General features: G+C 69.9%; 20 protein-coding genes. 8 read left to right on the top strand and 12 right to left on the bottom strand.

Annotated features, from left to right (window positions below; translation table 11 throughout):
* Window positions 1-49: 49 nt before the first annotated feature.
* A complete protein-coding gene (locus tag ETD85_RS39385; RefSeq protein WP_138694922.1) occupies window positions 50-604 on the bottom strand; it encodes a TetR/AcrR family transcriptional regulator in 555 nt (184 codons plus the stop codon).
* 85 nt (window positions 605-689) lie between these two features.
* Here ETD85_RS39385 and ETD85_RS39380 point away from each other — a divergent pair, with 85 nt between their 5' ends.
* The 3 genes from ETD85_RS39380 to ETD85_RS39370 all read left to right on the top strand — a co-directional run bounded on the left by ETD85_RS39380 (window position 690) and on the right by ETD85_RS39370 (window position 3,220).
* Window positions 690-1,418, top strand: a complete 729-nt coding sequence (locus ETD85_RS39380; protein ID WP_138694921.1) for an SDR family oxidoreductase — start codon at window positions 690-692, stop codon at window positions 1,416-1,418.
* A gap of 171 nt (window positions 1,419-1,589) precedes the next feature.
* Window positions 1,590-2,006 (top strand): YciI family protein, encoded by a 417-nt coding sequence (locus ETD85_RS39375; RefSeq protein ID WP_138694920.1) that lies wholly within the window; start codon window positions 1,590-1,592, stop codon window positions 2,004-2,006.
* Complete coding sequence (locus tag ETD85_RS39370) at window positions 2,006-3,220, top strand: RNA polymerase sigma factor (protein ID WP_138694919.1); 1,215 nt, start codon at window positions 2,006-2,008, stop codon at window positions 3,218-3,220. Before ETD85_RS39375 ends, ETD85_RS39370 begins: the two co-directional genes overlap by 1 nt.
* 265 nt (window positions 3,221-3,485) lie before the next feature.
* Here the strand turns inward: ETD85_RS39370 and ETD85_RS66140 are convergent, their stop codons facing one another.
* The 5 genes from ETD85_RS66140 to ETD85_RS63605 form a co-directional block, all read right to left on the bottom strand.
* Window positions 3,486-3,911, bottom strand: a complete 426-nt coding sequence (locus tag ETD85_RS66140; RefSeq protein ID WP_138694918.1) for a cytotoxic translational repressor of toxin-antitoxin stability system — start codon at window positions 3,909-3,911, stop codon at window positions 3,486-3,488.
* Window positions 3,908-4,324, bottom strand: a complete 417-nt coding sequence (locus ETD85_RS39360) for a prevent-host-death protein (protein ID WP_138694917.1) — start codon at window positions 4,322-4,324, stop codon at window positions 3,908-3,910. The genes ETD85_RS66140 and ETD85_RS39360 overlap by 4 nt, the downstream gene beginning before the upstream one ends.
* Window positions 4,325-4,517: 193 nt before the next feature.
* Window positions 4,518-7,355: a vitamin B12-dependent ribonucleotide reductase gene (locus ETD85_RS39355; protein ID WP_138694916.1), complete on the bottom strand. Its 2,838-nt coding sequence runs from the start codon at window positions 7,353-7,355 to the stop codon at window positions 4,518-4,520.
* On the bottom strand, window positions 7,352-7,807 hold the full coding sequence (gene nrdR, locus ETD85_RS39350) for a transcriptional regulator NrdR (RefSeq protein WP_103955744.1): 456 nt from the start codon (window positions 7,805-7,807) through the stop codon (window positions 7,352-7,354). The genes ETD85_RS39355 and nrdR overlap by 4 nt, the downstream gene beginning before the upstream one ends.
* A 796-nt stretch (window positions 7,808-8,603) precedes the next feature.
* The gene (locus tag ETD85_RS63605) at window positions 8,604-8,927 is read right to left on the bottom strand and encodes a LysM peptidoglycan-binding domain-containing protein (RefSeq protein WP_170247090.1); all 324 of its coding nucleotides are present in this window, start codon (window positions 8,925-8,927) and stop codon (window positions 8,604-8,606) included.
* A gap of 1,122 nt (window positions 8,928-10,049) precedes the next feature.
* Here ETD85_RS63605 and lexA point away from each other — a divergent pair.
* Window positions 10,050-10,757 carry a transcriptional repressor LexA gene (lexA, locus tag ETD85_RS39340; protein WP_138694914.1) on the top strand — a complete coding sequence of 236 codons (708 nt, stop codon included), beginning with the start codon at window positions 10,050-10,052 and terminating at the stop codon, window positions 10,755-10,757.
* 622 nt (window positions 10,758-11,379) lie between these two features.
* Here lexA and ETD85_RS39335 read toward each other — a convergent pair.
* The 4 genes from ETD85_RS39335 to ETD85_RS39320 all read right to left on the bottom strand — a co-directional run bounded on the left by ETD85_RS39335 (window position 11,380) and on the right by ETD85_RS39320 (window position 17,007).
* Entirely contained in the window at window positions 11,380-12,771 is a 1,392-nt protein-coding gene (locus ETD85_RS39335; RefSeq protein WP_240779724.1) for a family 43 glycosylhydrolase, read from the bottom strand.
* Window positions 12,772-12,990: 219 nt separating this feature from the next.
* Window positions 12,991-14,331 (bottom strand): glycoside hydrolase family 43 protein, encoded by a 1,341-nt coding sequence (locus tag ETD85_RS39330; RefSeq protein ID WP_138694912.1) that lies wholly within the window; start codon window positions 14,329-14,331, stop codon window positions 12,991-12,993.
* Window positions 14,332-14,526: 195 nt separating this feature from the next.
* Entirely contained in the window at window positions 14,527-16,062 is a 1,536-nt protein-coding gene (locus tag ETD85_RS39325) for a DUF8189 domain-containing protein (protein ID WP_170247089.1), read from the bottom strand.
* 90 nt (window positions 16,063-16,152) lie between these two features.
* Window positions 16,153-17,007, bottom strand: a complete 855-nt coding sequence (locus ETD85_RS39320; RefSeq protein WP_170247088.1) for a nucleotidyltransferase domain-containing protein — start codon at window positions 17,005-17,007, stop codon at window positions 16,153-16,155.
* A gap of 65 nt (window positions 17,008-17,072) precedes the next feature.
* Between ETD85_RS39320 and ETD85_RS39315 the strand changes: the two genes are divergently transcribed.
* The gene (locus ETD85_RS39315) at window positions 17,073-18,182 is read left to right on the top strand and encodes a MalY/PatB family protein (RefSeq protein WP_240779723.1); all 1,110 of its coding nucleotides are present in this window, start codon (window positions 17,073-17,075) and stop codon (window positions 18,180-18,182) included.
* 2 nt (window positions 18,183-18,184) lie between these two features.
* On the opposite strand, the gene ETD85_RS39310 is transcribed toward ETD85_RS39315, so the two are convergent.
* Window positions 18,185-21,331: a S41 family peptidase gene (locus ETD85_RS39310; protein ID WP_138694909.1), complete on the bottom strand. Its 3,147-nt coding sequence runs from the start codon at window positions 21,329-21,331 to the stop codon at window positions 18,185-18,187.
* A gap of 121 nt (window positions 21,332-21,452) precedes the next feature.
* On the opposite strand from ETD85_RS39310, the gene ETD85_RS39305 reads away from it, so the two are divergent.
* Window positions 21,453-21,872, top strand: a complete 420-nt coding sequence (locus tag ETD85_RS39305; RefSeq protein WP_138694908.1) for a hypothetical protein — start codon at window positions 21,453-21,455, stop codon at window positions 21,870-21,872.
* A 49-nt stretch (window positions 21,873-21,921) separates the two neighbouring features.
* Window positions 21,922-22,890, top strand: coding sequence for a TIGR03557 family F420-dependent LLM class oxidoreductase (locus tag ETD85_RS39300; RefSeq protein ID WP_138694907.1), 969 nt, complete (start codon window positions 21,922-21,924; stop codon window positions 22,888-22,890).
* On the opposite strand, the gene leuS is transcribed toward ETD85_RS39300, so the two are convergent.
* Window positions 22,891-25,371: a leucine--tRNA ligase gene (leuS, locus tag ETD85_RS39295; protein ID WP_138694906.1), complete on the bottom strand. Its 2,481-nt coding sequence runs from the start codon at window positions 25,369-25,371 to the stop codon at window positions 22,891-22,893.
* A gap of 436 nt (window positions 25,372-25,807) precedes the next feature.
* On the opposite strand from leuS, the gene ETD85_RS63600 reads away from it, so the two are divergent.
* Window positions 25,808-26,335, top strand: coding sequence for a hypothetical protein (locus ETD85_RS63600; RefSeq protein WP_170247087.1), 528 nt, complete (start codon window positions 25,808-25,810; stop codon window positions 26,333-26,335).
* Window positions 26,336-26,347: the final 12 nt, after the last annotated feature.

The raw sequence follows: 26,347 nt of genomic DNA, 5'->3' as shown, positions 1-26,347 counted from the left end.
TCGTTGCCGCCCCGGCTCAGCCTCGCCGGTGTCGCCAGGGCGGAGTGGCTCACGCCGCGGGACGGCGCAGCCCGTCGAGGACGATGTGGAGCAGATGGCCGGCCCTGGCGTCCCACTCGTCCTGCTCCAGACGGGTCAGGTAGCCGATGAGCAGGATGACGTCACGGGCGTCGACGTCAGGGCGGATGGTCCCCTCGGCCTTGCCGGCGTCGAGGAGCCGGGTCAGCGCGGCGCCGATCGGGCCGAGGCCGTGCGCGGACAGGTCCCGCCACACCCCCGCCTCGACGGCGGCGAACACCTCGCGCTTGACCTGCGCGTACTCGACCACCCGGTCGAACCAGCGGGCCAGCGCGGTGAGCGGCGCGTGCTCGGCGAGCAGGGCCGGCGCCGCGGCCACGAGCTCGTCCACGTCCTCCCGGTAGACCTCGGCGAGCAGCGCCTCCCGGGTCGGGAAGTGGCGGTAGAGGGTGCCCTGGCCGACCCCGGCCTGCTTGGCGATCGCGTTGAGCTTGACCTCGTCCGCGTTCGCGATGACCGCGCGGGCCGCCTGGATGATCCGGTCGCGGTTTCCGGCGGCGTCGGCCCGGCGCTGGGTTGAGTCCATAGCTGCCTCATTTTACTAAGCGGACACATGTCCGGTACGCTCATCCGTGCGGACACGTGTCCGTTTATGTGGAAGAGGGTATGTCATGACCGGCATCAACGACAAAGTCGTCGCCATCACCGGGGCCAGCAGCGGGATCGGCGAGGCCACGGCGCGCCTGCTGGCCGGACGCGGCGCGGCCGTCGTCCTCGGCGCGCGCCGGACGCAACGACTCGACGAGCTCGCCCGGGACATCCGCGACCGCGGCGGCCGGGCCGTCACCTGCGCCACGGACGTCACCCGGCGGGAGGACCTCGACCGGCTCGTGGGGCGGGCCGTGTCGGAGTTCGGCCGGCTCGACGTGCTGGTGGGCAATGCCGGCGTCGCCAGGACCGGCCCGGTGGCCGACCTCGACGTCGATGGCTGGTCGGCGATGATCGACGTCAATCTCCGGGGGGTGCTGAACGGCATCGCCGCCGCGCTGCCGGTGTTCCGCCGGCAGGGCCATGGCCATCTGGTGACCACGGTGTCGACGTCCGGCCTGAAGATCGTGCCTACGCAGGCGGTCTACGCCGCCACCAAGAACGCCGTGCGCACGCTGCTGGAGGCGCTGCGGCAGGAGTCGACCGACGGCGTGCTGCGTACGACGGCGATCTCGCCGGGCTTGGTGCGTACCGAGCTCATCGACTCGATCGAGGACCCGCAGCTCCGCCGCAGCATGGAAACCCTCGCGATCGACCCGGAGGCCGTGGCGCGCGTCGTCGGCTTCGCCGTCGAGCAGCCTCACGACGTCGAGATCGGCGAGGTCGTCATCCGCCCGACCGTCCAGGGCTGAGGGCCTGTCCGGAGTCGTGCCGCACCCTTCGACGGGCGCGACGTGGGTCGCCCGGGGCCCGGCTGCGTCGTGGCGGGAGATTTCTTCGGGACTGTGTCGATCCGCGGGGCCGCTCGTTCGACGTGTGGGGTGAGAGGGTCGAGAGGCGGCCCCGCCGAGGAGGAGAACACGATGCCGAAGTACATGCTGATCCTGCGTGGCACCGACGAGTCGAACGCGGCGCTGAAGGCCAGGTTCGAAGAGCTGGCGGCCACGACCTACCACTACATCGAGGAGCTGGTCAAAGCCGGCGTGTTCGTCGAGGCCGCAGGACTGGACGATGCCGGCCAGGGCGTCGTGGTCGACTTCAGCGGCGAGACCCCGGTGGTCACGGACGGGCCGTACGGCGAGACCAAGGAGCTGTTCGGGGGCTACTTCCTGCTCGATGTCGCCTCGAAGCAGGAGGCCGTCGAGTGGGCCAAGCGGGTCCCATCGGTCACCGGGTCCAAGATCGAGGTCCGGCGGGTGGCCGGGGACGACGAGAGGCCGCAGGACGACGAGGGGTCCGTCGAGGAGCGGGCCGGGAGCGAGAGCGCCGGCCGGATCTGATGGGCCCGGCCGACGTCGAGGCCGTCTGGCGGATCGAGTCGGCGCGGATCGTCGCCGCGCTGACCCGGTTCACCGGCGACTTCGGGCTGGCCGAGGACGCCGCCCAGGAGGCGGTGGCCGAGGCGCTGGCGTCGTGGCCGCACACCCCTCCGGCCAATCCGGCCGGCTGGCTGATGGCCACGGCCAGGCGGCGGGCCATCGACGCGCTCCGCCGCCGGACCGCCTTGCAGGACCGGCACGCCCTGCTGGCCGTTGACCCGGTGGTCGACGAGGACATCGACCCCGACCGGATCGACGACGACCTCCTGGCGCTGATGTTCGTCAGCTGCCACCCGGTGCTCTCCCCTGAGGCCCGGGTGGCGCTGACCCTGCGCGTGGTCGGCGGCCTGTCCAGCGAGGAGATCGCCCGCGCGTTCCTGGTGCCGGTGCCGACCGTGCAGGCCCGCATCACCCGGGCGAAGAAGACGATCGCGGCCGCCGGGGTGCCGTTCGAGCTGCCGCCGGCCGATGAGCGCCGGGAACGGCTGGGCGGCGTGCTCAGCGTCATCTACGTGATCTTCACTGAGGGGTCGACGGCCACGTCGGGCGATCGGCTGCTGCGCCCCGACGTCGCGTACGAGGCGATCCGGCTGGCCCGCACGCTGGCCGCGCTGCAGCCGGACGAGCCGGAGGTGCACGGTTTGCTCGCGCTGTGCGAGCTGACGGCCGCGCGTTTCCCGGCCCGGACCGGCCCGGACGGTTCGCCGATCCTGCTGGCGGACCAGGACCGGCGGCGGTGGGACTTCTCGGCGATCCGCCGCGGGCTGGCCGCGCTGGTCAAGGCCTCGGCTCGCGGGCTCGGCCCCTACGGCCTGCAGGCTGCCATCGCCGCCACCCACGCGTCGGCGCCGTCGGTGGAGTCGACCGACTGGGACCGGATCGTGGTGCTCTACGAGGCGCTCGGCCGGGTCGCGCCCTCGCCGGTGGTCGAGCTCAACCGGGCCGTCGCCGTGTCCATGGCCTCGGGCCCGGCGCAAGCCCTCGCCATCGTGGACGAGCTGATCGCCTCGGACCGGCTCCCCGGTTCGCACTTGGTCCCGACCGTGCGCGGGGAGCTGCTGGCCCGCCTCGGCCGGCGACCGGAGGCGCGCGCCGAGCTGGAGCTGGCGGCCCGGCTGTGCGCCAACCAGCGCGAACGCTCAGTGCTGCTGCGCAAGGCGGCCGCGCTGGACTGACCTCCCCAGCTCGGCCGCGCTGGGCTGGCTTCCCCAGCTCGGCCAGGCCGGGAATCGAGCGTGGCCCTGATGCCGTCGATCGCACCGGCTCCGACGGCCAGGCGCATGCGCAGAGGGGGAACCGAGCTCGTCGGTTCCCTCCTCTGACCTGCTACTTCAGTCGCAGCCGATCAAGCCGAACGACGCACTCGACGCGACTCCGCCCGGTCTCAGCTGGTCCGCTGAGGCAGTGCACTCATTCGGAGGGGTGCCGTATGACCTCGAATCAGGTGCCGTCGATCCAGTACTTCTGCAGTCTGACGATGGCCTCGTCCTTACTCATCGTTGCGACCGTCATCTCGTCGAGACCCACCCTTGAGATCAACATGAAGACGAGATCGGCTGGCAACGCCTCCGACGGCGGTGCAGGCGCTCCGCGATCGGGCTTCACGTCATTCTGAACACATGCCCAGAATGTCGCCTCATCCACCTGAAGCTGATCACGCAGAATATGACTCCAGATACCTGGGCCATAGGTACTGCGATCGACCGGATGAGAGATCCGGGTCCTCAGTATCCTGCCGTCAGGAAGATCCAGCTCATACGTGACGTGGTGGGTACCCGCTCCGCTCCGAGCGTTCCGTACCTGACGCCAGCCCTCGATCTGACAGAAGGAATCGTGATGCTCACGAGTGGGCTGAGGCCAGCTCATCGGGCAGTTCCCACCAGCCATTCGCGCAACTGATCGTCACTGCTGAGGCTGATCAGCTGCACGACCGCCCAGTTCTCGCGGTGATTGGGAACGTCGAGCAGGTGATCCTGCCAGTCGTCTGCGTACTCACGCAGCCCTTCGACCATCTCCGCAACGGCTTGATCGAAGGTCGCGCCGTCCGCGGCAACAGGTAGCCCCGGGATGAAAATCGACCAACCGGCTGCCTCAGGAACTACCTGTGCACGAGAAGGAATGAGCGTCGCGAGGTAGTGACGCAGCCTTTCAACGTCCACGAGGGCCGTCACAGCAGACTCGCGCCGCACTGTGGCCACTCGTCCCCGCTCCGCCGCATCCAGCAGCGCCTTGAGATGCGTACGAGCCTCGGTATAGCTGTCGAAGTGAATGACGGCCACGGCGACACCTCCAGCGAGAGTTGCTTCAGAATGCCACTCACGTTCAAGTACGTCAAGTACTTAGCGTACTTAGGGGTTTGCCAGGTGACTCACCACGCGACGTGCAATCCGTTGGTCAACGTAGCGGGCAGGGAGCCGAAGAGATGCATACTCCCTGCCCAACCAAGCACTTCTTGCCTCGACGCCGGTTAATTCAGCTGCAGCCGCTGGTGGAGCCGCAGCCCTCGCAGACGTAGCAGCTACCGGCAGGACGCATCTTGGTGCCGCAGGTCATGCAGAGCGGCGCGTCGGCCGTGAAGCGCTGGTGGCTCTCCAGGGTCAGCTCCTTGACCGGCCGCTCCACCTCGGTCCCGGTCTCCGGCTTCGGCTTCTCCTCGATGGGCGCCGACTGTGCCAGCGCCTCGCGGTCCACCGCCTCCTGCAGGGCCGCGGGGTCCTCGCCCCGCTGCTGCGCGGCGCGCTCGGCGGCCGAGAAGATGCCGAGGGCGGCCCGCTCCTCGTACGGCAGGTGGTCGAGGGCCACCCGGCGGAAGATGTAGTCCATCACCGACGTGGCCATCCGGATGTCCGGGTCGTCCGTCATCCCCGCGGGCTCGAAGCGCATGTTGACGAACTTGCTCATGTACGTCTCCAGCGGCACGCCGTACTGGAGCCCGATGGAGATCGCGACGGAGAACGCGTCCATGACGCCCGCCAGCGTGGAGCCCTGCTTGGACATCTTGAGGAAGACCTCGCCGAGCCCGTCGTCCGGGTAGGACGACGCGGTCATGTAGCCCTTCGCGCCGCCGACCGTGAACCGGGTGGTCATGCTCGGCCGCTGGTTGGGCATCCGGCGCCGGGTCGGCCGGTTGACCTCGATGACCTTGACCTCGGGCTCCGCGGCCGCCTTGGCCTCTTCCTTCTCCTTGTCCTTCTTGGTGCCGCCGGCCGACAGCGGCTGGCCGACCTTGCAGTTGTCGCGGTAGACCGCCAGCGCCTTGAGGCCGAGCTTCCAGCCTTCGAGGTAGACCTGCTCGATGTCGTCGATCGTGGCCGTCTCGGGCAGGTTGACCGTCTTGGAGATCGCGCCGGACAGGAACGGCTGCGTGGCCGCCATCATCCGCACGTGGCCCATCGGTGCGATCGCCCGCTCGCCCATGGCGCAGTCGAACACCTCGTAGTGCTCCAGGCGCAGGCCCGGCGCGTCGACGACGTGGCCGTGCTCGGCGATGTACTCGACGATGGCCTCGATCGACTCCTGCTGGTAGCCGAGCTGCCTGAGCGCCCGCGGGATCGTCTGGTTGACGATCTGCATGGAGCCGCCGCCGACGAGCTTCTTGAACTTGACCAGCGCCAGGTCCGGCTCGATGCCGGTCGTGTCGCAGTCCATCATCAGGCCGATCGTCCCCGTGGGGGCGAGCAGGCTGGCCTGGGCGTTGCGGTAGCCGTTCTTCTCGCCCTGCTTGAGGCACTCCGACCACTGGCGCGACGCCTCCGCGTGGATCTTGGCGTCCATGGAGCCGATCGTGCGCAGGTTGTCGTTGGCCGCGGCGTGCTTGCGCATGACGCGCTTGTGCGGCTCGGCGTTCCTGGCATATCCGTCGTACGCCCCGACCACGCCGGCCAGCTCCGCGCTGCGACGGTAGGAGACGCCGGTCATCAGCGAGGTGATCGCGCCCGCCACGGCCCGGCCGCCGTCGGAGTCGTAGGCATGGCCCGTCGCCATGAGCAGCGCGCCCAGGTTGGCGTAGCCGATGCCGAGCTGGCGGTAGGCCCGCGTGGTCTCGCCGATCTTCTCGGTCGGGAAGTCGGCGAACGTGATCGAGATGTCCATCGCGGTGATGATCAGCTCGGTCAGCTTGACGAAGTTCGGGACGTCGAAGGAGTTGTCGTCCTTCAGGAACTTCAGCAGGTTGATGCTGGCCAGGTTGCAGGAGGAGTTGTCGAGGTGCACGTACTCGGAGCACGGGTTGCTGGCCGTGATCCGCCCCGTCTCGGGGGTGGTGTGCCAGTCGTTGATCGTGTCGTCGTACTGCAGGCCCGGGTCGGCGCACTCCCACGCGGCCTTGGCCATCTTGCGGAAGAGGTCCTTCGCGTCGACCTTCTCGATCACCTCGCCGGTCAGGCGGGCACGCAGGCCGAACTCGCCGCCCTTCTCCACCTCGCGCATGAACTCGTCGGAGACGCGCACGGAGTTGTTGGCGTTCTGGTACTGGACGCTGACGATGTCCTTGCCGCCCAGGTCCATGTCGAACCCGGCGTCACGCAGCGCGCGGACTTTGTCCTCCTCGCGCGCCTTGGTCTCGATGAACTCCTCGATGTCGGGGTGGTCGACGTCGAGCACGACCATCTTGGCCGCCCGGCGGGTTGCGCCGCCGGACTTGATGGTGCCCGCGCTGGCGTCCGCGCCCCGCATGAACGACACCGGCCCGCTGGCCGTGCCGCCGCTCGACAGGAGCTCCTTCGACGAACGGATCCTGGACAGGTTGACCCCCGACCCGGAACCGCCCTTGAAGATCACGCCCTCTTCCTTGTACCAGTCGAGGATCGACTCCATCTGGTCGTCCACCGACAGGATGAAACACGCGCTGACCTGCTGCGGCGACAAGGTGCCCACGTTGAACCAGACCGGCGAGTTGAACGCGAACACCTGGTGCGCCAAGGCGTGCTTCAGCTCGTGGTCGAAGATCTCGGCGTCCTCTTCACCGGCGAAGTAGCCGTGCTCGATCCCCGTCCTGGTGTAGACGCCGACGACCCGGTCGATGAGCTGCTTCAGGCTCCACTCGCGCTGCGGCGTGCCCACGGCGCCGCGGAAGTATTTCGTGGTCACGATGTTGGCCGCGTTGACCGACCAGAACTCGGGGAACTCGACACCCCGCTGCTCGAAGTTGATCGAGCCGTCGCGCCAGTTCGTCATGACGACGTCGCGGCGCTCCCACTGGATCTCGTCATACGGGTGCACACCGGGCTTAGTGAAGATCCGCTTCATCTTCAGTCCCTTACGCGGACGCTTGCCCCCGCGCGCCACTGAACCGCTGGCCGTCTCCGTCATGACTCCCCCTTCTCCGCCTTCAACTGTGAGATCTCGGCTTCGAAGTCCGCCAGGCTCTCGAAACCGCGATATACCGATGCGAACCGCAGATAGGCCACCTCGTCGAGCTCCCGCAGCGGGCCGAGGATGGCCAGGCCCACCTCGTTGGAGGGGAGCTCCGCCGCGCCCTTCGCCCTGATGGCCTCTTCCACCCGCTGCCCGAGCTGCGCCAGCGAATCCTCGCTGACCGGCCTGCCCTGACATGCCCGCCGCACGCCCGCGACGACCTTGTCCCGCGAGAACGGCTCTGTCACTCCGCTGCGCTTGCTCACCATGAGCAGTACGGTCTCCTGCGTGGTGAACCTGCGCCCGCACTCGGGACAGGTGCGTCGCCGCCTGATGGCCGCGCCGTCATCCGTCGAGCGGCTGTCGATGACCCTGGTGTCAGGGTGGCGACAGAACGGGCAGTGCACGCTTTCGCCTCCTCGGATCCGCGGCCACCACACGCGCACGAAACCGTCATCACGGGACGCTCGCGCACACTCCACAGCAGACCATGGAGCGGTCACGGAAACACAAGGTGTGGTGAACTACATCGGTGTAACTACTAGATGTTGTGGTCCAACCGTAGAAGCGCGCGACCATGAACGCAAGTTGAGCGGAGCCTTCCGATCGAAGTCGCTGATCAGCCCACCCTCCACTCCCGCCTCGGGCGTGTCGCCGCCCGATTCGCGATCTTCGTGCTGGTGAGAGCGTCACAGCGGTTGTTTCGAGCCTCGGTCGTGAACAAACCTCACAACGGTACCGGAGGACACTAGCTCCTCCTCCATCTCACCGAGAAGGCCCCACTTACACCTACGCCGCCCTCCGAGATCCCGCGCCGATTCCCCCACCACGCCGCACTCTCAATCCGTCCCTCTCAACGCCCCTCAACGCCCCTCAACGCCCCTCAACGCCACCGCGCCTACGCACGCGTGACCCCGGCGTACCTCCGCGCTCCGCTAACCGAGGCAGCACGCATTCCGGACGCCGAATTCCCCAGGTCACACACCTATACGTAAACACCGGACGGACGCGCGAAATGCCGGGGTGTCCAGCGGGGCCCCGGCGGCGGTCCCCACCGCAATCTTGGCACTCGCTGCGGGAAGCCGCCTCGGTCGTGGCGGGCCAGGTGAGCCCATGCCACTCCCCGCGGCGGCCTCCACAGCGATCATCACGCCGGCCCGCGACGGCTCCTACGAGCTGTCTCTGCGGCCAGCTCTGCCACGATCACCGCGCGGGTCGTCGTAACGCCGCAGTGTCCTTGGGAACGTACAGGCGAGTGCCGGAGCGTATGAGGGAGTCGGTCAGGCCGTTCAGCCGCTTGATCTCCTCGACCACCGCGCCAGGATCGTCACCCTGGGACAGCGCGTCGGCAATCGCCCACAACGTGTCCCCCTGGTGGACCTCCACCCACGGCAGTCCCGCATGGCTGGGCACCACGACCCGCACCTCAGCGTGCCCGGCCGCATGAGTCCCGAGCCAGAACCCCCCGAGCGACAGCAACGCCACACCGACGACCAGCACCACGCGCCCGCGACGGGTCAGCCGCAACGGCGGCGCGGAACGGCGTGCGAGCCTCCGCGCCACCCACCGGCCATTCAGCCGATCCGTCTGCTCTCGCCGCCCCGCTCCACCCCATCGGGCTCGCCCATCTCGCCGGCCGACCTGCGTCCCCTGAACTCCCTCGTCCCACCGATTCGCCGAGCTCTGCCGCACCACCGCACGGCGACCCCATGGACGACTCCTCTGCCCGGCTCCGGACCCGGACCCGGAGGCACCCCGTGCCCAACGGCGACCACTGCGCTGCGGGCCACCCGTCCCGCGCGCCTGAGCCTTCCGACCCCGCACTCCGCGATCCTGAGCGCCGGGATACCGGACCTCGCGCGCCGGAGTCCCGCCGCCTTGTTTCCCGCGTACCGAAGTCTCGCCGCCTGGAGCCCCGCGTACCGAAGTCCCGCGACTTTGAGCCCCACGCGCCGCCGAAGCGCCGTCACCTGTACCCGCACGCGCCTGAGGAACCCCTCGGCCTTCAACCTCACGAGCCTGCGGAACCCCTCGGCCTTCAGCGCCACGAGTCGCAGGAACCCCTCCGCTCCGAGCCCCACGCCTCGCACTCTTGCGGCCTCGACCGCTCGCGCCGGGCTTTCGACCGGTCACCGTCGCGTCGTCGTCGGCACCGTCAGCGCGGGCTCCTCCCCTGCCCGGCGGAATGGTGTCGTCCGCATCCCCACCCGTACGCGGTGGCGGGACGAGGCGCAAATGAGGCCTTCCCCCATCATTCGAACGGGACCCCAACCTCTTCCCAAGATTCGCTCTAGAGCCGACCCCCTGACGCGTATTCTCGCCCCGTCGATCCGTGCTCCGCGTGGCATCGGCGATGAGCGTGAGTTGCTTGGCATCTTCGCTGGTCATGTCCGTATTTGTGGGTGTTCGCATGGATGACCTCCTGCCGTGTGGCCTGAGGAAAAGGCCAAATAAAGATCAGCAAATCGAACACGGTGTCGATCGAACTCCCGTACGATGTTGTACACCACACTGGCGACTTTTTCGAGGAAGACTCGAACAATTGTTTGAAGATGATCTTCAACAGCGATACGGTCGCTGTGTGCGACATCAGGACCACGGACCGGGAGGTTCGCCGGTGAGGCGGGCCGCCAGGCGAGGAGGAAGAGCATGAGCGAGCGGGATGACGCAAACGGGGTCAGTGACCTCGCGGTGCGCCGACGCGACTCCCTGGGCCTGACGCCCAGGCAGCGCAAGATCCTCGAAGTGATTCGCGACTCGGTGCAACAGCGCGGATATCCGCCCTCCATGCGCGAGATCGGCGAGGCGGTGCAGCTGACCAGCACGTCCAGCGTGTCGCATCAGTTGACGGCGCTGCAGCGTAAGGGTTATCTGCGCCGCGACCCACACCGGCCACGTGCTCTTGAGGTGCGCCTGCCCGGCGAGCCGGTGCTTTGGGTCGACCCCGACGCCACTGACGACGAGGCCCCGGTCAACCGGCCGACGGCCGCCTACGTCCCACTCGTCGGCCGCATCGCCGCAGGTGGCCCGATCCTCGCCGAGGAGAGCGTCGAGGACGTCTTCGCGCTGCCCAAGCAGCTTGTCGGTGAGGGCACGCTGTTCCTCCTGCAGGTCGCCGGTGACTCGATGATCGAGGCCGCCATCGCCGACGGCGACTGGGTGGTCGTCCGCCAGCAGCCGGTGGCGGAGAGCGGCGACATCGTGGCCGCCATGATCGAGGGCGAAGCCACCGTCAAGACTTTCAAGCGCAAGGACGGGCATGTCTGGCTCGTCCCCCACAACCCCAACTACGAGCCCATCCCCGGCGACGAAGCCAGCGTCCTGGGCAAGGTCGTAGCGGTCCTGCGCCGGTTGTAGCCCACGTCGTCACTGACGACGGCAACTCGGGCGCGCGTCCTCGCCGCGCCGCGTTCCGGCGCGCGCCAATTTCACACCTACACGGGGTACGGCACCGAGCCGACCTCGTGCTGTTCTCATGCCGTCACGAGGCACGCCACATACAGCCCACCAGTAGGCCGGCGTCGTGGTGAGGCGAGGCGAGGCGAAGGGCTGCGGTACGGCGAGGAGCTGCGGCGGGGCGCGGTTCGGCTCGCGCACAGCCGGCCGTTGCCGCCCGCCTGTCGTTTCCAGCGCGGCCGGCCATCACCACCGGGCCATCTTGCACTGCCGCCCGCCTACCGCCGTCCCGTGCTGCCGGTCCTATGCCGCCGCCCTAATGCGCCGGTCTCGCACCACCGGGCTTGCCAGCGGTCTCGTGTGGCACACTCTCACTCCGCTTGGCTCGCGCCTTCGGTTCTGGGCCGCCACCACCCTCATGTGGCAGCCTCGGTCCACCGGCCTCATACCGCTGCTCGCGGCCCACGGTCCTGTGTCGCCACCCTGCATCATGCTGGGCTCGCCTACCGGGGCGAGTATCGGCGAGACGGCGCCCGGCGTCGTCCTCCTCTTCGAGCGGGCGCCGTCGATCGCCGGGAGCGTCTCACTCCAGGATGAAACTGGCGTTGCCCCGGAACGTGCTGGTCCCGTCGTTCTGCTCCACCCACACCTGCCCGCTCCGGTGCCGCAGGAAGTACCCCGGGAAGTTCACCGACTCCAGCGAGACCGTCCCCGACCCGGCGAGGCCGGTACGGCGATAGAAGCTCGCGTCGGCGTTGAACAGGCTGGTGCCGTCCCGCTGCTCCACCCAGGCCTCGTGGTTACGATGCCGCAGGAAGTATCCGGGGAAGTTCGTCGACTCCAGCGACACCGTCCCGGATCCGGACAGGCCGGTGACCAGCCTGAACTGGGAGTCGGCCAGCGGAGTGACGTTCGCTTCCAGCCGCGCCCGGTAATTCCAGTGCCGTACCGCCTGCCCGGGCGTGTCGTACGACATCAGCCGCACCGGCGTCGCCCCGTCGGGCACCGGGATGCCGAAGTCCGGGGTCCCGTCCGATCGCCAGTAGACCTTCTGCACCCGGGTACGCCGGTTCGGGTCGTTGAGTGGATCGCCGGTGATGTCCCGGTAACTGCGATCGTGGTAGACGAGGATGTCGCTCTGCCCGTCCTCGGAGATCGTGAAGGAGTTGTGCCCTGGGCCGTACTGGCTGGTCGCCGCGCTGGTGGCGAAGACCGGGTTGGGGCTCTTCGCCCAGGAGGCCGCCTGCAGCGGGTCGGCCGAGGCGGAGGCGGTCAGCAGGCCGAGGCAGTAGTTGGCGTCCGTGGCGCTGGCGGAGTAGGTCAGGAAGAGCCGCCCGTTGCGTTGCAGCACGGAAGGCCCCTCGGCGACCTTGTAGCCGCGCGTCTCCCAGGCCAGGGTCGGCACCGTCAGCCGGGTCGTGGCGCCGGTGATCGTCCACGGGTTGGTCCCCATGCGGGCGATGTAGAGGTTCGAGTTGGTGGCGATGCCGGGCTCCTGCTGCGCCCAGAGCAGGTAACGCACGCCATTCGCGGTGAACGTGGTGGCGTCCAGGGAGAAGGTGTCCCACGGGGTGGCGATCCGGCCGCGTTCGGTCCAGGTGCCGGTCAGCGGGTTGGCACTGGAGCTCTCCAGCACATACATCCGGATCCGCCAGATGTCGTCGGCGCGGCCGGCCGCGAAGTAGACGTACCACTTGCCGTTGATGAAGTGGATCTCCGGGGCCCAGATGTGCGCGCCCATCTCACCGGTGGTGTGCTTACGCCAGATGACCGTTTCCTGGGCGCTCGCCAGACCTTGGATGGTGGTCGCCCGGCGCAGCACGATGCGGTCGTATTCGGGGGCGGTCGCGGTGAAGTAGTAGTAGCCGTCGGTGTGGCGGAAGATGTGCGGGTCGGCGCGCTGGGCGGCCAGCGGGTTGGTGTACTGCACGGCCGGGGAGGCGTGTGCGGCGCCCGGCGACAGCAGGGTGGACATCACGATGAGGAGCGTAGCCACGGCGGTGATCGCCGATGAGGCGAGGGGGCGTGCCATCCGCGCAGGAAGCGCAGGACGCGCAGGACGCGCAGGACGCCTAGGACGCGGAGAGCGGCGTAAGGGTGAGAGTGAGGGTGAGGGCACGGGCTCGTCCTTCCAGGGTGCGGAACTGCCGTTCGGGGTGGGTCCCTCCGTACAGGGCGCGGGGCATGAGCCGGCTCAGGCCAGAGGTGTGGTGACCGTGAAGGACGCGTCGGAGGCGAACACCGACGTGGTGGCCCGCAGGTCCAGCCGCATCTCGTAGTTGTAGTGCCGCAGGTAGCGCCCCGGCAGGTTGTACGACTCGAACGAGGTCGTCCCCCCGCCCGCCAGCCCGGCCCGCCCGCAGAACGTGGCATCGCCCTTGAAGATCGCCGACCCGTCGTCGCGCTGCAGGGTCAGCCGCAGGTTGTAGTGCCGCAGGTAGTAGCCGGGCTGGTTGACCGACTGGAAGGAGTAGCAGCCCGAGTGCGCCAGCCCGGCTCCCACGGTGAACGTGGCGGACTGGCGGTCGGCCAGTGAGCTGGACGCCGAGAGCGGGTCGATGTAGGCGAGCTGGCTGCGATGGCGTACGTACCGGTCGGGGAAGTTGGCCGAGCGCAGCGAACGGTTGCCGGTGGGCACCGCCGTCGTGTCCCCGGCGTCCTCGCGCAGCACGGTGAAGTGCCGAGCCGTCCCCGACAGCCCCGCCAGCTCCACCTTGGCGCCGAACGACGCCAGGTTCGAGCTGTCGGCGTAGTAGTAGCGCCCGCCGGAGTAGTTGTCGAAGTACAGCCGCCAGCGCCCGTCCGCCAGCTGCGTCAGCGCCGGGCCTTCGAGGCCGGAGCCCCAGCCGGCCCAGTTCCCGGTGCCCGTGAACGTCCACGGGCCGGTGAGGGAGGTGGCGGTGGCGTGCTCGATGTACTTGGTCGTCTCGTTCTTGAGGAAGTTGTGATACGTGGAGCCGGTCTTGACGACGAAGCTGTCGATGTAGTTCGCCGGGATGCCCAGCGCCACCGGGGTGCTCCACGAGGACAGCGCGCTGTTGGTGGCGGTGATCCGGTACGGCCTGAACTGCCCCGCCGTGCCGGTCGTGGACGCCGAGAAGATCACGTGGATGCTGCCGTCGGAGTCCTTGAACCACTCGGGCGCCCACGTGCTGCCGGTCGCGCCGTTCAGCCCGACGGTGACGTTGCGCAGGAACGTCCAGCTCACCGTGTCGGCGCTGCGGGCGAAGCCGATGGTGTCGCCGGTCCAGTTCGTGGTGTGGACGAGGTAGTAGTAGCCGTCGGTGTGCCGCATGACGCTCGGGTCGCGGATCAGCCCGGACGGCGGGGTGTAGGCGTTGGCCCGGACGAGGGCGAAGCTGGCGGCGTTCGCGGAGTCGTAGACGTACATGTTCGACTCGCTGCTGTTGGTGAACGCGGTCATCAGGTAGTGCGGCGCCGGCCCGGCCGCATGCGCGGCCGGTGCGAACACCGCGGCTGCGACGGCCACCAGCAGGGCCACGATCGTCCTGCGAACGCCTCGACATGTACGCATCCAGCGGCCCTCCGCAATGTTAGCGTTAACATTTCACCGCGGCCGGACGCGCCCGGTGATGGCATTTGCGGGTATTCGTACCCCGGCCGCCGCCCGGCGTCAATCCCCCGCGAGCCAGCCGCCCGGCGTCAATCCCCCGCGGGTCGCACGCACGCGCGAACGGGCGCGCGACCCGCGGCTCCTACCGCTACGGGCTCAGGCCCAGCCGTTGCTGGGCGCCGTCTGCCAGGTGTGCCAGAGCGCGCCGTCCTCCCCCTTCGTGAAGACCTCCAGCCGCCCGTCCTGGTTGCGCCCCACGACGGGCCCTTCGAGCTGCGTGCTCCCCAGCGAGCTCCACCCGCTCCAGCTCCCGCCCGGCGTCATCTGCCAGATGTGCTGCGTGGCGTTGTCCGCCCCGCGCGCGAACACCTCCAGCCGCCCGTCGGCGTTGGCGGTCGCGAAGGGCCGGGCGACCCAGCCGCCGAGCGAGGCCCAGCCGCTCCAGCCGCCGTTGGGCACGGTCTGCCAGTTGTGGTAGCAGGCGCCGTCCGAGCCGGTGACGAACACCTCCAGCCGGCCGTCGGCGTTCGTGGCCACCACCGGGTTGAGCACCCAGCCGCCGAGCGAGCTCCAGTCCCTCCAGCCGCCGCCGGGGACCGTCTGCCACTTGTGGTAGAGCGCTCCATCGGAGCCGCGGACGAAGACCTCCAGCCGCCCGCCGGCGTTGCGGCCGACCGCGATCGGCCCGGTCACCCAGCCGCCTTCCGAGGCGTAGTCGCTCCAGCCGCCGTTCGGCGTGACCTGCCACTTGTGGTGCAGCGCGCTGTCCAGCCCGCGGACGAAGACCTCCAGGCGGCCGTCGGAGTTGCTGTTGACGGCCGGGTTGAAGACGGTGCCGCCGAGGGAGAACCAGCTGCGCCTGGCCCCGTAGATCGATTGGATGCCGGCGACGTCGTCGCCGGTCAGGTCCCGCAGCGGACCGCCGTAATAGGCGTACATCACCGAGGACTGGACCGCGGAGTGGGCCAGGCCGAGGCCGTGGCCGAGCTCGTGCAGGGCGACCGTGCAGAGGTCGATGCCGATGGGCGGCAGGTTCACCGACCAGGTCTCGGCCTCGTCGAAGTGGCAGTCGCCGGCGATCGCCCCGCCGTTCGGCGGCGGGTAGAAGCAGTGGGCCAGCACGCCACCGGGTCCGGAGAAGGCGAAGCCGTCGCCGTGGTCGCCGGAGTACCAGCCGACCCGGATGTCGCCCTGCGCGGTGACCTCGGTGAAGGTCAGGGGCGTCACGGCCGACCACTTGCCGAAGGCCTCGATCACCGCCGCACGCTGCTGCGCCCGGTCGAGGTCGGGGGAGTAGTTGTCGAAGCTGTACGTGACGCGCTCGCCCGGCCACCGGTTGCCCTGGGCCACGAACATGTCGACCCCGGCCACCGCGTCGTCGGGGAAGCCGCACCTCGGCCGGCTGATCAAGGAGAGCGTCGTGTCGTCCAGCACACCGCTGACCATCAGTCCCTGCTGCTGCTGGAACCTGCGGACGGCCAGCTCCTGGCGGTCGTCGTACCGGGTCGGATCATCGGGCGCGAACGCCACCGCCGGGTGGTGCAGCAGGTTCCCGGTCCGGATCTCCGGGTTCGGGAAGTACCCGAAGCGCTTCAGGTACTGGTAGAGCAGCGCGACGTCGGGGCCTTGGTCGCCTTCCTTCAGGGTCCTGGTGGGGATGCGCGGGGAGATCGGGGAGGATTCGCTCATCATGAACCCGCCTTTCGAAGAGTCTCCCCCACTGTTCATCGCCGGGCCGGGCGAGTCCTCCGTGTGCCCCCTAGGGTTGTGGCCGGGGCCGCGCTACCCCCGCCGCCAGCGCTCCTCGTAGAGCTCGTGCGCCGCGGTGATCACCTGGTCGGCGAAGCCCAGCACGTCCCCCTTGCGCTCGAACGGCGAGCCGTACAGCGAGCGTCTGGGCGTGCCGAAGTGGTCGCCCAGCCCCGAGAGCGCGCTCGCGAGCGTCGGCAGGGCGGTGTCCTCCTCCCGCAGCCGCAGGGCCTCGTTCACCACGCGGTGCCAGCGCTCGGGGAACACCTCCAGCGCGTGCCGTCCCGCGCCCGTCTTCGAGGTGATCTCGCCGGTCGCCAGCGTGTAGTGCAGGCGCGCGACGCCCGTGACGAACCACACCGTGCCGTAGCCGCCGAGGCTGAGCAGCCCCCACGGGGAGGCGGGGAGGGAGGCCCGGGTCACCAGGCGCCGCCAGTAGCGGTCGAGGTTGCCGTTCGTCCAGGCGGCCAGCGCGGCGGGATCGTTCCAGATCTCCGCCTCGCCCGGCTTGGGCCCGCGGCAGGTCAGGCCGTGGTTACTCAGCGTGTGCCAGGTGACCGGGTTGACCTCGCCGCGGCGGTTGAGCCGGCCCTCGTGCGCCTGAGGTCGCTCGCCCAGCTCAGCGGGGTCCCGCCGCAGGTCCTCCCACGTCACGTAGACGCCCTCGAACGGGTGCGCGCCGAGCCGGGCGTGGATGCGCTCCAGCACCCCGGCCGGCGGATCGGCGGCCGTCACCGCGACGAAGTCCACGTCGCTCGCGCCCGGCCGGTAGTCGCCCAACGCCGCCGATCCTTCCAGGTAGAGCCCCTCCACCAGCCCTGGAGCCTCCGCGTCGGCCAGCGACAGGTAGGTCTCGACTATGGCTTCGATCTTCGGGTGGGGCGTCATGGCCGCCCAGCCTGCCACACCCGGCGTCGTCGGCTCATCACAATCACGAATCCTAGAATGGACCAGTGAATGGCGCATATCCCCCCGAAGACCTCAGATCCTCACATGACGGCCTCAAGTGGGCCGCGGTCGACCCAGATGTGATCCCCGCCTGGATCGCCGACATGGACCTGCCGACCGCGCCCGCCGTGATCGAGGCCCTGCGCCGGCGCGCGAACGGCGACCTCGGCTACCCGGCCTGGCTGCTGGAGGCCAACGCCGGCCCGCTGGCCGAGGCGTTCGCCGAGCGCATGTCGGCCAAGTACGGCTGGGCGCCGGACCCCTCGCTCGTACGCGCCTTCAACGACCTCAACCAGACCCTCCAGGTGCTCCTGCAGATCTGGACCGAGCCCGGTGACGGGGTGGCCGTGCACACCCCGGCCTATCCCCCGTTCCTGAGCACGCTGGAGGTCATGCGACGCCGCCTGCGGCCCATCCAGTTCGAGCTCGTGGACGGCTCGTGGCGCAGCACCGTGCCCGACCTCTCGGACTGCCGGGTGCTGCTGCTGGTCAACCCGCACAATCCGACCGGCAGGGTGTTCAGCCGCGAGGAGCTCGTGGAGCTGGCCGAGCACGCCGAGCGCCACGACCTGCTGGTCATCGCGGACGAGATCCACGCCGACCTGATCTACGAACCGCACCGGCACATCCCCTTCGCCACGATCCTCCCCGAGCGCACCGTGACCGTCACGTCCGCGACGAAGGCCTTCAACCTGGGCGGCATCCGCTGCTCGGTGGCCCACTTCGGGCATCCGGGCGTCCGCGCGGCATTGGCGGCCCAGCCTCCCTTCGTGTACGGCTCCGCGAACCTGTTCGGCGTCGAGGCCACGGTCGCGGCCTGGCGGCACGGGGACGCCTGGCTGGCGGACACCGTGGCCCTGCTCGACCGCAACCGGCGCACGATCGCCGAGCGGCTGCCCGGGTCGTTCGGCTACCTGATGCCCGAGGCGACGTACCTGGCCTGGCTGAACGTGGGCCGGCCGGGCATGGCGGAGGTGTTCGAGCGCGAGGCCAGGGTCCGGCTCAACGACGGCGCGGGGTTCGGCCCCGGCGGCGAGCAGCACGTACGCCTGAACTTCGCCACGACCGAACCCCTGCTCAGCGAGCTGCTCGACCGGCTGGCCCGCGCGAGCTGACCTCAGGCCAGCGGCGGCAGGTCGGGCGGCGTCGCGGGCGGATGCTCGTCGAGCGCGGCCAGCGCCAGCTCGATCGCCTTCTCCAGCTGCGGGTCGCGCCCGGCCACCCGGTCCTGGGGCGTCATCACGACCTCGACGTCCGGGTCGACCCCGTGGTTCTCCACGCCCCATCCGGGCCCGTCGAGCCAGAACGAGTACCGGGGCTGCGTGACCCTGGTCCCGTCCACCAGCGAGTACCGCGAGTCGATGCCGATCACGCCGCCCCACGTCCGCATGCCCACCAGGGGCCCGATGCCGCGGGCCTTGATCCCGGCGCTCACGATGTCGCCGTCCGAGGCGGCGAACTCGTCGGCGATCGTGACGATCGGGCCGCGCGGCGAGTCCGCCGGGTAGCGCGCCGGCTCGTACCCGCGCGCCCGCGCCCACCCGGTGACCTTGCGGGACAGCTTCTCCAGCACCAGCTCGGACAGGTGGCCGCCGCTGTTCTCCCGCACGTCCACGACGAGCCCGTCATTGGCCATCTCGGTACGCAGGTCGCGGTGGAACTGCGCCCACCCCGACGCCACCATGTCGGGCACGTGCAGGTACCCCAGCCGGCCGCCGGACGCCTCCCTGACGTGGGCGCGCCGGCCCTCCACCCAGTCGTGGTAGCGCAGCCGCGTGTCGTCCGCGATCGGGCAGATCACGACCCTGCGCTGGTCGCCGCCGGAGCCGGGACGCACGGTCAGCTCGATGGGCTGGTTCGCCGTGCCGGCCAGCAGGGCGAGCGGGCCGCGTACCGGGTCGACGGGACGGCCGCCGACCGCCACGATCGCGTCACCGGGACGGACGGCCACGCCCGGCGCGAGCAGCGGCGAGCGGGCGGCGTGGTCGGAGGTCTCGCCGGGCAGGATGCGCGCGACCCGCCACACCCCGTCCTCGTCCCTGGTCAGGTCGGCGCCGAGCAGCCCCTGCCGGCGCCTGGGGTCCTGCCCGCCGTTGGCGCCTACGGCGTAGGCGTGGGAGGTGCCCAGCTCGCCCTGTGCCTCCCAGAGCAGGTCGATCAGCTCGGAGTGGGCGCCGATGCGCTCGACCAGCGGCTCGTAGCGGTCGAGCACGCCCTGCCAGTCGACGCCGTTCATGTCCTCGCGCCAGAAGTGGTCGCGCATGAGCCGCCCGGCCTCGCGGAACCCCTGACGCCACTCGGCGACCGGGTCGAGCTGCACGGTGATCCGGTCGAGGTCGATGGTGACGACCTCGTCGCCCTCGCTGGCGGCGCGGGTCTGCAGGCCGTTCTTGCCGTTGGTGACGAGCCGGCCGCCGTCGCCGCTCACCTCGAACGCCCGCACCTCCTTGCCGAGCTCGGCCTTGGCGCGTTTCTTCAGGTCGTAACGTTCCAGCACGTTCTCGTTCGCCTGCTCGGTGCCGTCGCCGAGCTGCCCGGCCAGCGGGTAGCGCAGCCAGAGCAGCGCGTCCTTGGCCGTGCGCAGGTTGCCGTAGCGCCCGGCGGGCACGGGCACCGGCACCACCCGGGAGGCCAGCCCCTCGGGATCGACCTCGGTACGCGGCGGCGAGTCGTCCTTCTTGTCGTCCTTGCCGGGCTTGTCGTCCTCCCCGTTGAACCCCCGGCCCTGGAGCGAGGGATCGAACGGCGAGGGCGTGGTGGCCCGCAGCGGCACGATGTACGGCTTGCAGCCGACCGGGAACGACAGGTCGAAGACGTGCGCGTCGTAGACGGGGTCGAACGTCCGCACCGACAGGAACGCCAGGTGCCGGCCGTCCTTGCTGAACACCGGGTTGTAGTCGGCGAAGCGCACGGGCGTCACGTCGATCACCGACGTGCCGTCCACCCGGCCCATCTTGATCTGCGACAGCGGCTCGTGATGCGGATGCGTCCAGGCCAGCCAGCCGGAGTCGGGCGAGAACGTCAGCCCGCTGACGTCGCCCTGCGTGGTGCGGTCCAGCTCGCGCAGGTTGCCGGACTCGAGGTCGGCCACCAGCAGCCGCCCGTCGTGGGTGGCCACCGCCGCGTGCTTGCCGTCGGGCGCGGCGACCAGTTCGAGCACGCGTCCGAGCTGTCCGGCGGCCAGCGTCCTGATCTCGCCGCCGGGCGTGCCGATCTCCAGCGCGTCCTCCCCGCCGGCGTCGGACACCCACACGGCCCGGCCGGTGGCGTCGAGGGCGCGCGGCAGCCGTACGCGGACGCCCGGTTCCACCCGCAGCGCGCCGGCCGGGCCGTCGCGGTGGGTCACCCAGTGCGCGGTCCCGCGGATCTCCACCGCGCTGGCGCGCCCGGTCTCGTCGGGCGAGAACCCGCCGACCCGCATGGGCGCCGGCCGCCTGGCCCGCCCGGGCCGCGGCCCGCCCAGCGTGACCTCCAGCCGGTACGGCTCCACGTCCAGGCTCTCCAGCAGCCAGAGGTCCCCGGCATGGCTGTAGACCACCCGCTCGCCGTCACTGGCGGCGTGCCGCGCGTAGAACTCCTCGTGCGAGCTGTGCTTGCGCAGCCCGGACCCGTCGGGCTCGGCGGAGTAGAGGTTGCCGACGCCGTCGATGTCGGCCAGGAACACGATCCGGTCCCCCACCCAGCTCACCGACCAGTACTGCGCGGCGCTGTCGGCGAACAGCCGGGTGAACTCCCCGTCGCCCTCGGCGTCGACCCAGATCTTGCCCGCCGTGCCGCCCCGGTAGCGCTTCCACTGCGACGGCTCGCGCCACAGCGCCGACACGGCCGCGACCTTGGGGCCGTTGACGGCGACGTCGCTGACCCATCCGTACGGCAGGCGCGTGGCGGGCCCTCCGTCGAGCGGCACCGCGTAGGCCCAGCTCCTGGTCCGCTCGCACTCCCCCGCCGAGCTGATCGCGAGCACGTCCCCGCCGGCCGTCCAGCCGCGGACCCCGGTCGTGCCGTTGCCCCAGTGGGTCAGCCGTTCACCCTCGGGGCCGTCGATCGCGGCCGCGAACACCTCGGGCGCACCCTCCCTGCCGCCGGTCCATGCGATGCGGGCGCCGTCGGGCGAGAACCTCGGGTGCGACACCGGTACGCGATCGGCGGTGAACCGCCAGGCTCTCCCGCCGGACAGCGGCGTCAGCCAGACGTCGTCGTCGGCGACGAAGGTGACCAGGTCACCGTGCAGGTGCGGATATCTCAGGTATGCGCCATTTGTCACAGCTGCACACTAATGCGCGACACCAACCGGAGCCCAAGAATTCTTCCCCTGGAGGCACCACTCCGCTCCGGGAACGGTCAAGTACCGGGTGCGCCAGAAATGTCCGGGCAGACCTCGAAATATGAGGATTCTCGCGCGTACGCACCAGATGCCCCCGCGGGTGGCCGCCGCCGCCATCATCCTGCACTCGGGCCTCAGCAAGGCCGCCGCCGACGAGCAGTCCGCGGCCGGCCTGCACCGCATGGCCACGGGCACCTACCCGTTCCTGAGCCGCGTGGAGCCGGTGGCCTTCGCCAAGCTGCTCTCGAAGGGCGAGATCGCCCTCGGCGTCGCCCTGCTCACCCCGTTCGTACCGTCGCTCCTGGTCGGAGCCGCGGTGACGGGGTTCGCGGCGAGCCTGCTCGGTCTCTATCTCAAGACGCCCGGGATGCGCAGGGAAGGCAGCCTGCGGCCCAGCCAGGAGGGCGTGGGCGTGTCGAAGGACGTCTGGCTGCTGGGCATCGGCCTGGGACTGGTGGTGGAGGAGCTCCGCCATCGATGATCTCCGGTCCTGCGGACCTAGCCTGGAAAAACCCGGGTAGGGCCGACGCATGGTACAAATCGGCTACACCTTGATGTCCGAGCAGACCCCGGCCCGCGAGCTGGTCGACTACGCCGCGGCGGCCGAGCGGGTCGGCTTCGACTACGCGGTCATCTCCGACCACTACTTCCCGTGGATCGAGGAGATGGGGCACTCCCCGTACTGCTGGTCGGTGCTCGGCGCGGCGGCTCAGGTCACCGAACGGCTGCCGCTGATGACGTACGTGACCTGCCCGATCATGCGGTACCACCCGGCCGTGGTCGCGCAGAAGGCCGCCACGATGGGTGTGCTGAGCGAGGGCAGGTTCACGCTGGGCCTGGGGGCGGGCGAGAACCTGAACGAGCACGTCATCGGCGAGGGCTGGCCGCCCGTGGACACCAGGCACCGGATGTTCGCCGAGGCCGTGCAGATCATCAAGGAGCTGTTCAGCGGCGACTACATCACCCGCCAGGGCGAGTTCTACGACGTGGACTCGGCCAAGCTCTACGACCTGCCGGACGAGCCCGTCCCGATCGGCATCGCCGCCTCCGGCGGCCGGTCGGCGGAGCTGGCCGCCGAGTTCGGCGACATCCTGGTCGTCAACGAGCCGATGCCCGAGGTGGTCCAGCAGTTCAAGGCCGCGGGCGGCGACGGCAAACCGGTCTACGGCCAGCTCCCCATCGCCTACGACACCGACGCCGAGGCCGCCAAGCGGCGCGCGCACGAGCTGTGGCGCTGGTCCAGCGTGGGCGGCTGGAAGGTGATGGCCGAGCTGCCCGGCCCGGTGAACTTCGCGGCGGCGGCCGGCACGGTGCGGCCCGAGGACGTGGCCAAGAGCGTGCCGTGCGGCAACGACCTCGACGCCGTCGTGGAGGGGGTCAAGAAGTTCACCGACGCGGGATACACGCACGTGGCCCTCGTCCAGATCGGCCACGACCAGCAGCAGCCCTTCTTCGACTGGGCGGAGAAGGAGCTGCTGCCGGCCCTGCGCAACCTGTAGTTACGGGACGATGTTGACCAGCTTGGGCGCCCGGACGATCACCTTGCGCGGCATGCCCTCCAGGTAGGAGGCGACCTTCTCCGAGGCCAGGGCCAGTGCCCGCAGCTCGTCCTCGGTGATGTCGGGAGAGACCTCCAGGCGGTCGCGCACCTTGCCCGCGACCTGCACCACACAGGTGACGGACTCCTGCACCAGCAGCGCGGGGTCGGCCACCGGCCACCCGCCGAAGGCCACCGAGCCGGTGCGGCCCAGCCGCTCCCAGCCCTCCTCCGCGGTGTAGGGGGCCACCAGCGACAGCATGACGGCCAGCGCCTGCGCGGCCTCGCGCACCGCCGGGTCGCCCGCGCCGGGGCCCGAGTCGATCGCCTTGCGCGCGGCCGAGGTCAGCTCCATCATGCGCGCCACGGCGACGTTGAAGCGCTGGGACTCCACCAGCTTGGTGACCTCGTCGATCGTGTGGTGCGTGACCTTGCGCAGCGCCACGTCACCGCCCTCGAACGACACGTCCGGCGCGGAGTCGACCTCCGACATCACGCGCAGCACACGCGCCAGGAACTTCTGCGACGAGGCCGGCGAGACGTCGGCCCAGTCGATGTCGTCCTCCGGCGGCCCGGCGAAGATCATCGTCAGGCGTACGGCGTCGACCCCGAAGTCGTCGATCTGCTGGCCCAGGTCCACGCCGTTGCCCAGGGACTTCGACATGGCCTTGCCGCCGTTGATCACCTGACCCTGGTTCAGCATCCGCTTGAACGGCTCGGTGAAGTCCACCATGCCCATGTCGTGCAGGACCTTGGTGAAGAAGCGTGAGTACAGCAGGTGCAGGACCGCGTGCTCGATGCCGCCGACGTACTGGTCGATCGGGCCCCACTTGCGCACCTGCTCGACGTCGAACGGGCCGTCGGTGTAGCCGGGCGAGCAGTACCGCAGGAAATACCAGGACGAGTCGACGAACGTGTCCATCGTGTCGGTGTCGCGCTTGGCCGGGCCCGAGCACTTGGGGCACTCGACGTTGACCCACTCCTCGGCGCTGGCCAGCGGGGACACGCCCTTGGGCGCCAGCGCCTCGCCGCGCATGTCGGGCAGCGTGACCGGCAGCTGGTCGTCGGGGACGGGCACCTCGCCGCAGTCGGCGCAGTGGATGATCGGGATCGGCGTGCCCCAGAACCGCTGCCTCGACAGCAGCCAGTCGCGCAGCCGGAAGTTGACCGCGCCCGCGCCCCTGCCGTCCACCTCCAGGATCTCGATGATCTTGGCGATGGCCTCGGTCTTGGTCAGGCCGTCCAGCGGGCCGGAGTTGACCAGCGTGCCCTCGCCGGGCGTCGCCTCGCCGGTCTCGCCCGGGTCGGCCAGGCCGGTGTGCACGACGACCTTCACCGGCAGCCCGAACTTCAGCGCGAAGTCCAGGTCGCGCTGGTCGTGGGCGGGAACGGCCATGATGGCGCCGTGGCCGTAGTCGGACAGCACGTAGTCGGCCGCCCAGACCGGGATGCGCTCGCCGTTGACCGGGTTGATCGCGTGACGGCCCAGGAAGACGCCGGTCTTCTCCTTGTCGGTGGCCAGCCGCTCGATGTCGCTCAGCTTGGCGACCTCGGCGCGGTAGCTCTCGAACTCGGCGCGCTGCTCATCGGTGACGATCTCGTCGGCCAGCGCCGCGTCCACCGCGACCACGAAGAACGTGGCGCCGAACAGCGTGTCGGGCCGCGTGGTGTAGACGTGGACGGGCTCGTCCCGGCCCTCGACCTCGAACAGCACGTCGGCGCCCTCGGAGCGGCCGATCCAGTTGCGCTGCATGGTCAGCAGCCGCTCGGGCCACTCGCCCAGCTGCGCCATGTCGTCCAGCAGGCGCTGGGCGTAGTCGGTGATCCGGAAGTACCACTGCGTCAGCTCGCGGCGGATGACGTCGGCGCCGCAGCGCTCGCACTTGCCCGCCACGACCTGCTCGTTGGCCAGCACCGTCTGGTCGTTGGGGCACCAGTTGACCAGGCCGCCCTTGCGGTAGGCCAGGCCGCGCTCGAAGAAGCGGTTGAACAGCCACTGGTTCCAGCGGTAGTAGTCGGGGTCGCTGGTGTGCAGGCGGCGCGACCAGTCGAAGGAGATGCCGTAGCGCCTGAAGGAGTTGGCCTGCGTCTCGATGTTGGCGTAGGTCCACTCCGCCGGGTGGGCGTTGCGCTTGATGGCGGCGTTTTCCGCGGGCAGGCCGAAGGAGTCCCAGCCGATGGGGTGCAGGACGTTGTAGCCCTGCTGCATCCAGTAGCGCGCGACGACGTCGCCGATGGCGAACACCTCGCCGTGGCCCATGTGCAGGTCACCCGACGGGTAGGGGAACATGTCGAGCATGTAGCGCCGCTCGCGGGGGTCGTCGGCATCCTCGCTCGCGCGATAGGTGTCCTGCGCCTCCCAGCGCTGCTGCCACTTGGCCTGCAGCACCTGCGGATCATACTCACTCACGGCTACTGTCCTTCTGGCTTGACTCGGACCCATAAGAAAACCCCTCGTACAGACAACGAGGGGTGGAGCCGCGACGGCGAGATCTTCAGGGCCGTCGCGGCCCGCTAAGAAGCAGGGTCGCGGAACGCACGTGTCAAGCGTAGCGCACGTCTTCGGCTGAATGCAGATACTCGATCGAGGTCGGCGGGCACAATGGACCCTTCAGGGCCAGCGAGACCTGATGGTGATGTATCCGTTGTGACCTCATTCGTCCCAGAAGAATACTCTTGACGCCGTGGTGTACCCAGCCGAGCCAGATCGACCGGAGGCTGACCTGCCCTTGCAGGATCCGCCCACGGATCCGCATGGCTTCGCTCGTTTCGCTGCGGAACCATCAGCATCTCCTGGAAAATCCCATGAGATCATGCCTGGTACGTCAAATCCGGATATAACGGTAGATCCGGACACAACCTCGGGAGGGCCGGCAGCAATGGCAACGGAGAATTCCGGACCACACCTGCCACAGTCCTGGCCAGAGGCGCCGCGGCAGGACGTCTCCACCTCCTGGCCGGACTCCGCCCCCGCCGAGGTTCCGGCCGCCTGGCCGGAGGCCCCGAGATCCGCCGCACACCAGGCCCCCTCCTGGCCCGAGCCGCCACGCAAGGACGACTCCTGGCCCGGCCCGTCCCGCCAGTCCGGCGACCCGGCGGGCCCGTCGTCGTGGCCCGACACCTCGCCCCATGGCGCTTCCTCGTGGCCGGACACCTCCCCGCAGGCTTCGTCGTGGCCCGACGCCTCGCCCCAGGGGCCTTCGTCGTGGCCGGACACCTCGTCCCAGGGCCCCTCCTCCTGGCCGGACGCCTCCGCTCAGGACGTGCCCATGTCCTGGCCCGAGGCGGCCCCGCGGCACACCGCGGGCCCGGGCGCCCGGCCGGACACCGCGCCGCGGCACTCCGCCGCGCCCGAGCATCCGCCCGTCCCCGACCCGGTGCCGGCGCTGGCTCTTATACACCTCTGACGCTGCCGACGA

The sequence above is a fragment of the Nonomuraea zeae genome (assembly GCF_005889725.1).
In the GTDB taxonomy this organism is placed as follows: domain Bacteria; phylum Actinomycetota; class Actinomycetes; order Streptosporangiales; family Streptosporangiaceae; genus Nonomuraea; species Nonomuraea zeae.
This window is presented reverse-complemented; position numbering and strand designations above follow the sequence as displayed.